At 72.6% G+C, this 7,623-nt stretch carries 8 protein-coding genes; 7 read left to right on the top strand and 1 reads right to left on the bottom strand.

From position 1 onward, the window contains the following. Positions 1-44: 44 nt before the first annotated feature. Complete coding sequence (locus tag ABZ459_RS36735; protein ID WP_357980409.1) at positions 45-983, bottom strand: MBL fold metallo-hydrolase; 939 nt, start codon at positions 981-983, stop codon at positions 45-47. Between the two features lie 75 nt (positions 984-1,058). On the opposite strand from ABZ459_RS36735, the gene ABZ459_RS36740 reads away from it, so the two are divergent. From ABZ459_RS36740 to ABZ459_RS36770, 7 genes are all read left to right on the top strand, one after another. Further along, a complete protein-coding gene (locus ABZ459_RS36740; protein ID WP_357980412.1) occupies positions 1,059-1,730 on the top strand; it encodes a TetR/AcrR family transcriptional regulator in 672 nt (223 codons plus the stop codon). Between the two features lie 100 nt (positions 1,731-1,830). Beyond that, positions 1,831-2,412 (top strand): DUF998 domain-containing protein, encoded by a 582-nt coding sequence (locus tag ABZ459_RS36745; protein ID WP_357980415.1) that lies wholly within the window; start codon positions 1,831-1,833, stop codon positions 2,410-2,412. Continuing rightward, a complete protein-coding gene (locus ABZ459_RS36750) occupies positions 2,409-3,509 on the top strand; it encodes a histidine kinase (RefSeq protein ID WP_357980418.1) in 1,101 nt (366 codons plus the stop codon). The genes ABZ459_RS36745 and ABZ459_RS36750 overlap by 4 nt, the downstream gene beginning before the upstream one ends. Further along, on the top strand, positions 3,506-4,168 hold the full coding sequence (locus tag ABZ459_RS36755; RefSeq protein WP_357980421.1) for a response regulator transcription factor: 663 nt from the start codon (positions 3,506-3,508) through the stop codon (positions 4,166-4,168). Before ABZ459_RS36750 ends, ABZ459_RS36755 begins: the two co-directional genes overlap by 4 nt. 191 nt (positions 4,169-4,359) lie before the next feature. Further along, positions 4,360-4,827, top strand: a complete 468-nt coding sequence (locus tag ABZ459_RS36760; RefSeq protein ID WP_357980424.1) for a SigE family RNA polymerase sigma factor — start codon at positions 4,360-4,362, stop codon at positions 4,825-4,827. Further along, a complete protein-coding gene (locus ABZ459_RS36765; protein WP_357980427.1) occupies positions 4,824-6,095 on the top strand; it encodes a hypothetical protein in 1,272 nt (423 codons plus the stop codon). Before ABZ459_RS36760 ends, ABZ459_RS36765 begins: the two co-directional genes overlap by 4 nt. Positions 6,096-6,252: 157 nt before the next feature. Then, the gene (locus tag ABZ459_RS36770; protein WP_357980430.1) at positions 6,253-7,587 is read left to right on the top strand and encodes an erythromycin esterase family protein; all 1,335 of its coding nucleotides are present in this window, start codon (positions 6,253-6,255) and stop codon (positions 7,585-7,587) included. Positions 7,588-7,623 lie beyond the last annotated feature (36 nt).

The following is a 7,623-nucleotide window of genomic DNA, read 5'->3' on the forward strand; positions in this document are numbered from 1 at the left end:
TCCCCGATGGAAGCGCCTGATCGGCCGCTGCTGGACCGGTCACGTCACCGGTGTTCGCCGGCGTAGAAGGCACGGGCGGCGAAGCCGATCCACTCGGGGCGTTCCCAGGTGGTCCAGCGGGCGCGCGCCTGTTGGTCGATCTTCGCGGCCGTCTCGTCGGCGGAGGCTCCGGCCGCGCGCAGCCGTACGACCTCGCCGTGCACGTGGTCGAGGTAGTCGCGGACGTCGCGGATCAAGGAGACGCCGCCCACCTCCCCGTGGCCGGGCACGACGATCTCGGGGTCGCGGGCGATCAGGTCATCGAGCACGCTGATCCATCCGGCGCCGTCCACGTCCACGTCGTACGGCGGGAAGTACGGCGCGATCGGGAAGATGCGGGTCTCGATCAGGTCGCCGCCGAACAGCACCCGGTCGTCGATGACGACGACCTGGTCGGAGCCCGTGTGCGCCGGCCCGACCGCCCGCAGGGCCGCCTTGCGCCCACCCAGGTCGATCTCGGCCCGGCCCTCGTAGACCAGGTCGGGATCGACGAGCTCGACGCCTTCGAGCTCGGCCGCCGCGGCGGCGCTCAGCCCCTTGAACATCTCGACGTAGGCGGCGCCCTTACGGTGCAGCTCCGCGCGCTGGGAGGCGTTGTAGACGATCGTCGCGGCCCCCTTGAACGCCTGCGCCCCGAACCCGTGCTCGGGGTGGAAGTGCGTGATGGTCAGGTACAGCCGCCGGTCGCCGGCCAGGCGCCGGGCCTGCTCCAGGACGTAGTCGCCGTTGCGGGGGCCCATGCCGGTGTCGACGACCAGCGCGGCGTGCTCGCCCACGACAATGCCGACGTTCGGGACGAGCTCGACGCGGTTGTCGGGGATGACGTACACGCCGTCGGACACCTCGACGGGCTCGCCGCGCACGACCGGCGGCGGGCTCGTCCGCACGTCGGGAAGATCACCCAGGTCAGGGGACGGGTTCGGCGTCACATCGGCGGGGCACATGATCCGGCTCCAATCTGAACACTGTTGAGATGCTTGCGAGCGTAGCAGAGATCTGATCAGTGTTAAGATCGGGCGATGGCGAAAGGGCGATACCACCACGGTGACCTGCGCAGCGCGCTGCTCGACGCCGCCGAGGCTCTCGTACGCGAGCGCGGCGCCGACGGCTGGTCCCTGCGCGAGGCCTCGGCGCGCGTCGGCGTCAGCCCCAGCGCCGCCTACCACCACTTCGCCTCCCGCGACACGCTGGTGCGCGCCCTGTCCGAGCGGACGCTCGCCTGGCTCGGGGAGCGCCTGCGACAGGACTGCGAACGCGCGCCCGGCCAGGAGGACGACCCGCAGCGGCGGCTGATCGCCCTGGGGTGCGGCTATGTGCGCTGGTCGCTCGGCGACCCGGCCGTCGCCCGGCTCGTGCTGCGCGGCGGCGCCACCGCCCCCGACTCCGCCATCTCCCCCCACCCGCACGACGTCCTCACCGCGGAGCTCGACCGGCTCGCCGAGGCCGGCGGCCTGCCGGGGCCCGCCCGCGAGGGGGCGGAGTTCGTGGTGTGGGCCGCGCTGCACGGGCTGGCCGTGCTGCTGGCCGACGGCCTGGTGCACTTCGACGACCCGCGCGCGGTCGACCTCCAGACCACGCGCGTGGTCCGCACCACGCTCAACGGCCTGGCCCAGGAGGCGTCGCACGCGGCGGGCCGCCCCGCGGGCCGCTCGGCGCACACCGAGCGCCTGGCCCGCCGCTCCGGCGGCTGACCCCCGCAAGGGATGCGTGCGCGTACACCGATCGGTGTACGCGCAGGTGTCTGCGCATGGACGACGCCGGGCACCACAGGCCGCTCATAACGTCTGGGCCATGAAGAAAACAGTTCTTGCCGGTGTCGGCATCGGCGTCGCGGCATTCGCCATCTCGGACGTGGTCAACAGGGAAATGAGCCCGATCGGCGAGACGATCAGCAGGTTCGTCAACACGGGGGCCGGCTGGCTGGTGCCCCTCGGGCTGGTCGCCGTCGCGCTCGGCGCGGCGGCGCTGACGGTGGCGGTGGCTCGTACCCGCACCAGCCGCGCGGGCACCTGGCTGCTGGGCGTCTGGTCGCTGGGGCTGCTGGTGGCCGCGATCTTCCCCGCCGACCCGCCGGGGCAGTGGGACAACCCGTCGGTCTCGGAGAGCGTGCACGGCTTCTCCGCCTGGGCGGCCTTCGCCGCCTTCACGGCCGCCGCCGTGGTGCTGACCAGGGCGTGGCCGCGGGACGGCCTGCTCACCGGTGCGACTGTGGCCCTGGTGTCTGGAATGATCCTGTTTGTGGTGACTCTCGTCGATGTCATGGTCTCCCGGTCGCTGCCTCCGATGGTGGGACTGACCGAGCGCATCGCCATCGCCGCCAGTCTCGGCTGGATGGCGCTGGCCGCCGTCCGTCTGCCCGGCGCCCGCCGATGACCTCCGCTGTCCCGGCCGTCGTGCTGCCGGGGGCGCTCACGACCGTCGCCGTCCTGACCGGGACGGCGGCGGTCGGGGCCCCGATCGGCTGGCCGGTGGTCACGATGGCGCTCCTGCTCGGCGGATTGCTGGTGGTGCGGCGGCGCCGGCCGGTCGGCGTCCTGCTGGCCTCGGCGCTGGTGCTGGTCGCCTTCCAGGGAGCGGGGCTGTTCGAAGGCGGCTGGGTGTGGCCGCTGACCGCGGCCGCCTACACCGTGGCCGCGGCCGGCCGGACCCGCTGGGCCGCCGGTGTGGGACTGTTCCTGCTGCTGTACGCGCTGACCTGGGACTGGGCCGTCGCGGGCGGCTCGCCTGCCCGCGCGCTGGCCTCCGGCGGCGCCGAGGTGCTCTGGCTGGCGCTGGTGCTGGCGATCGGCAACGCCCGCCACCTCCAGGCGCGCTGGCGGGCGCAACTGGAGCAGGCACGCGAGGCGGACGCCCGCCGCCGCCTCGCCGAACAGCGGCTGGAGATCTCCCGCGAGCTGCACGACATCATCGCCCACACCTTGGCCGTGGTCGGCGTGCATCTCAACGTGGCCGCCGACGCGCTGGACGACTCCCCCGAGGAGACGCGCGCGGCCCTGCGCACCGCGATGGACGTGCGCGGCAAGGCCATGGCCGACCTGCGCTCGCTCATCGGCGTGCTGCGGATCGACGATGACGCCGCCCCGCAGCCGGACCTGGGCGCCATCGCCGATCTCGTCGCCGCCGCCCGGGCCGCCGGACTGCAGGTGGAGCTGCACGAGGAGGGCGATGCCGCCATGGTCACCGGCCCGCAGGCCGTCGCGGCCCACCGGCTCGTCCAGGAGGCGCTGACCAACACCATCAAACACGCCGACGCCACCCGGGTGTCGGTGCGGCTGCGCTATGCGAGCGACGCGGTGACGGTCGAGGTGGCCGACGACGGCCGCGGCGCGACCACCCCGGCCGACGGCGTCCTGACCGGGGGCCACGGGCTGACCGGCATGCGCGAACGTGTCACCACCCTGGGCGGCACGCTGAGCATCGAAGGGAGCGAGGGGTTCGCCGTGCGCGCGATCATCCCCATGGCAACATGACGATCAAGGTGCTGCTCGCCGACGACCAGGCCCTCGTCCGGGCGGGTTTCCGCAGCCTGCTCAACCGCTCCAAGGACCTGACCGTGGTCGGCGAGGCCGCCACGGGCGACGAGGCCGTCCGGCAGGCCCGCGCCACCGAGCCCGACGTGATCCTCATGGACATCCGCATGCCGGGGATGGACGGCATCGAGGCCACCCACCGGGTGCTGGCCGAACGCCCGGACACCAAGGTCATCATCCTGACCACGTTCGACACCGACGACCACGTCTTCGCCGCGCTGCGCGCCGGCGCCAGCGGGTTCCTCACCAAGGAGGTCGGACCCGCCGAGCTGCGCCACGCCGTGGCCGTGGTGGCCGCGGGCGAGGCGCTGCTGTCGCCGAGCGTCACCCGGCGAGTCGTCCAGCAGTTCGCTCACCGGCCCGCCCCGCTGAGCGGCGACCGGCTCACCGCGCTCGCCGTGCTCACCGATCGCGAACGCGAGGTCGTCCGTCTGGTGGCCGAGGGGCTGTCCAACGACCAGATCGCCGCCAGGCTCGTGATCAGCCCGCTGACGGCCAAGACGCACATCACCCGCGCCCTGATGAAACTCGGCGTCCGCGACCGGGTGCAGCTGGTCATCCTCGCCTACGAGACCGGCCTGGTGCAGCCGGGCTCCTGATACGCGGCCCCCGTCAACTGCTGGGCGGACGAGCACTACGGATCCAGCGGCGAATACGCCCACGCCGGGTGCGGTTCGGGCAGCGGCCACGTGCGGGCCGTCGCCTACTGCACGGACAACCCGAGCACAACTGGTGAGGTGTTCCGAGAGCGTCGTGCAACAGTAGGGCCTCCGTCCTGATCCTTGGGTTTGTGGAAGATTTCGACGAGTTCGTCCGAGCACGGGGGGACGCGCTCCTCCGGTACGGCTATGTGCTGACCGGCAACTCCGAGGACGCGGCCGATCTCGTGCAGGAGGCGCTGGCCCGCCTGGGAGACGCCTGGCCACGGGTGCGCAGGAAGGACGACCCTGAGGGATACGTCCGCACGACCATGGCCAGGCTGCACATCAGGTCGTGGCGTCGGCGCGATCGCGAGCAGCTGGTCGCCGCCGTCCCCGACCACGGCAGCCTCGACCAGTACGGCGACGCCGCCCTGTGGGCGGGGCTGCAGGAGCTGCCCCGCCGGCAGCGGGCCGTGCTCGTGCTGCGCTACTACGAGGACCTGCCGGATCAGGAGATCGCCGAGATCCTCGGCGTCGCCCGCGGGACCGTACGGAGCCAGGCCGCCCGCGCGTTGGACAAGCTCCGGATCAAGCGCGTGTTTCAGGAGGCACGATGAGCGACGAACAGGATCTGATCCGGACGCTGCGCACGGCGGCGGGACAGGTGGAACGCCGTGACCTGGTGGGCGGCGTGGCCCGGCGGCGCCGCGCCCGGCGTACCAGGCAGCGGGTGCGGGTCCTGCTCGCGGCGGTCGCGGTCGTGGTGATCGCGGGCGGCACGACCGCGATCCTGTCGGGCGAGGACGGGCGGGACGCCCCGCCCGCCGTGCAGATCACGCCGTCCCCCTCCCTGCCCGCCGCGCGGCCCGCCGTCGAGTTGTGGCCCGAGGCCGTCGTCAAGGTGCCGGCGAAGGGCTCCGACGGCCGGACCCTGCGCGTGGTGACCGGTCTGAGCGCCACGGAGGTGCTGCTGGTCTCGGAGTCGGCGTTCGAGAAGGCCGGACGGCTGGAGGTGCACGACTCGGCCTCGGGGACGACCCGGGTGCTCGGCGACATCCCCAGCCCGCGGAAGAAGTACTATCCGCAGCTCTTCGCCGCCGGCCGCGGGTACATCGCCTGGTTCGGCGCGACCCCGCAGGACAGCGTCCCCTGGACGGACTTCTGGGTCATGCCCGCACAGGGCGGCAAGGCCAGGCGCGTGGGCGAGGTCGACGCCGACGTGGACAGGATCGCCCTCACCGGCGACTCGCTCGTGTGGTCGGTGAAGGAGGGCGGCGTCTATCGCATGCCGCTGATCGGCGGCGCTCCCGAGCGGCTGCCCGGCACCGACGGGCTGCACCTGACGGCCTGGCCGTGGGCCGCCGGGCTGAGCGACGACCAGCCGTTCGCGAACCACAACCGCGTCGTCAACCTGGAGACCGGCCGCTCGGCCGACGTCGCGCTGCCCGACAGGGCCGAGGGCGTGCAGTGCGACGCGCAGTGGTGCGTCGGGATGCTGGACGGGCACGCGATCGTGCAGCGGATCGACGGGTCCGAACGCAGGACCCTGCCCCAAGGGCTGAGGCCACAGCCCGGACGGACGCTGCTGGGCGGCTCGTACGCGCTGTTCAGGGTGTACGACCCGGACCGCGACAAGAGCGGCGTGCCGATCGCCCTGCTGTACGACCTGACGACGGGCGCGATGGCCCGGATCGGGGAACGTTCCGTGGGCGTCCTGTCCGGGAACGTGGGCTCGGGGGCGTCCTCCTCCGCACCGTCCACCACCGTCTTCTGGGACGCCGACGAGACGTCCTACGAGCAGTGTGCGAACGGAGGGTGCCAGGTCAAGACGCGCGGCGGCGGCAAGGAGTACACCGTGCTGAACCTGGCGGCCGTCCCCCGGTGAGCACGGCCCCGTGAGGGCGGCCCTGGTAGGGCTGGCCCTACCTGTCCCGGGCAGTGCGTACGCCTAAAAATGCGCAGGTCAGCGGCATCGTCTGGGGATCCGGGCGCGTCATACGGTTCTTGACGTCAAGCAAGAGCGACACCAAGGAGCAAGTGACATGACCGTTGGCCGGCAGCTTGCCGCCCTCGCGGCGGGCCTGACCCTCGTGCCCGTCCTGGCCCAGGCGGCCTTCGCGGCCGAGCCCGCCGCGCCCACCGCGGCCGCCGAGCCCGTGCGGGCTCTGGAGGCGGCGGCGCACGAACTGCGCTCGACCGAGCCGGGCGCGGAGTCCGGCGACCTGAGGGCCTTCGGCCGGATGGTCGGCGACGCCCAGGTCGTCGGCATGGGCGAGGCGACCCACGGTTCGCATGAGTTCTTCACAGTGAAGGAGCGGGTTTTCCGTTATCTCGTGGAGAAGAAGGGTTTCACCACGTTCGCGCTGGAGGCCAGCTGGTCGGGTGGGGTGCGGCTCGACGAGTACCTGCGCACGGGCAAGGGCGACCTGCGGGCCATCGCCAAGGAGGTGCTGCGGGCTTCGCCGTGGGAGCGCGAGGAACTCGTCGGGATGCTGGAGTGGATGCGCGAGCACAACCGCCGCGACCCCGGCCGCCCGCTGCACGTCATGGGCGACGACTTCGGCGCGCCGAAGATCGGCGAGGAGGCCTTCGCCCGCGTCGCGCAGTACGTGCGGGGCGCCCACCCCGACTCCACCGCTCCCCTGGCCGCGCTGTACGAGGGGTTGCGCCCGCTCGACGACTTCTTCGCCTACCTGAACCGGCCGCTGGAGGAACGGCGGCAGCTCGCCGGCAAGGCCCAGCAGGCGCTCGACCTGCTCCTCACCCTGGGAGGGCCGAAGGCGTCCGCCGCGTACGACAGCGCCGTCCAGGATGCCCGGTTCATCGCCCAGACCGCCAAGTTCGCCGGCTACGACCTGACCGACAAGTCGTGGCTGAGCGTCGTCCAGCGCTACCGCGACCAGGTCATGGCCGACAACACCGTCTGGTGGCTGCGACACCACGGCGGCAAGATTCTCATGTCCGCGCAGAACACCCACGCCGGTTACGTCGCCGACGAGCCGGCGCTCTACCCGAAGACGCAGGGCTCCTACCTGCGCGACACCCTGGGCAAGAAGTACGTCGCCGTGGGCTTCACCTTCGACCGCGGATCCTTCCTGTCGAAGGACGCCGCGCTGGGCGGCGACTGGAAGCAGTTCACCGCCGGCCCCGCCGAGCCCGGCAGCAACGAGCACACCCTCGACCGGGTCCGCTACGACGACTTCTACCTCGACATGCGCACCGCGCCCGCCGCCGCGCGCGACTGGCTCGCGGTGGCCCGGCCGACCCGCAACATCGGCACGCAGTACCCGTACCCGCTGCTCGACACCGCCCTGTCCCGCGCCTTCGACGTGCTCGTCCACCTGCACGAGGTGCGTTCGGCGCAGGTGCTCAAGTAGCGAGGCAGTCGGTGCGGCCCGGGGCAGGGGCCCCGG

The organism is Nonomuraea sp. NPDC005692 (assembly GCF_040631115.1).
In the GTDB taxonomy this organism is placed as follows: domain Bacteria; phylum Actinomycetota; class Actinomycetes; order Streptosporangiales; family Streptosporangiaceae; genus Nonomuraea.

Excerpts from the sequence above, each read along its gene's own strand:
- ABZ459_RS36735 (WP_357980409.1), bottom strand. The coding sequence starts at position 983 with ATGTGCCCCGCCGATGTGACGCCGAACCCGTCCCCTGACCTGGGTGAT.
- ABZ459_RS36740 (WP_357980412.1), top strand. The coding sequence starts at position 1,059 with ATGGCGAAAGGGCGATACCACCACGGTGACCTGCGCAGCGCGCTGCTC.
- ABZ459_RS36745 (WP_357980415.1), top strand. The coding sequence starts at position 1,831 with ATGAAGAAAACAGTTCTTGCCGGTGTCGGCATCGGCGTCGCGGCATTC.
- ABZ459_RS36750 (WP_357980418.1), top strand. The coding sequence starts at position 2,409 with ATGACCTCCGCTGTCCCGGCCGTCGTGCTGCCGGGGGCGCTCACGACC.
- ABZ459_RS36755 (WP_357980421.1), top strand. The coding sequence starts at position 3,506 with ATGACGATCAAGGTGCTGCTCGCCGACGACCAGGCCCTCGTCCGGGCG.
- ABZ459_RS36765 (WP_357980427.1), top strand. The coding sequence starts at position 4,824 with ATGAGCGACGAACAGGATCTGATCCGGACGCTGCGCACGGCGGCGGGA.
- ABZ459_RS36770 (WP_357980430.1), top strand. The coding sequence starts at position 6,253 with ATGACCGTTGGCCGGCAGCTTGCCGCCCTCGCGGCGGGCCTGACCCTC.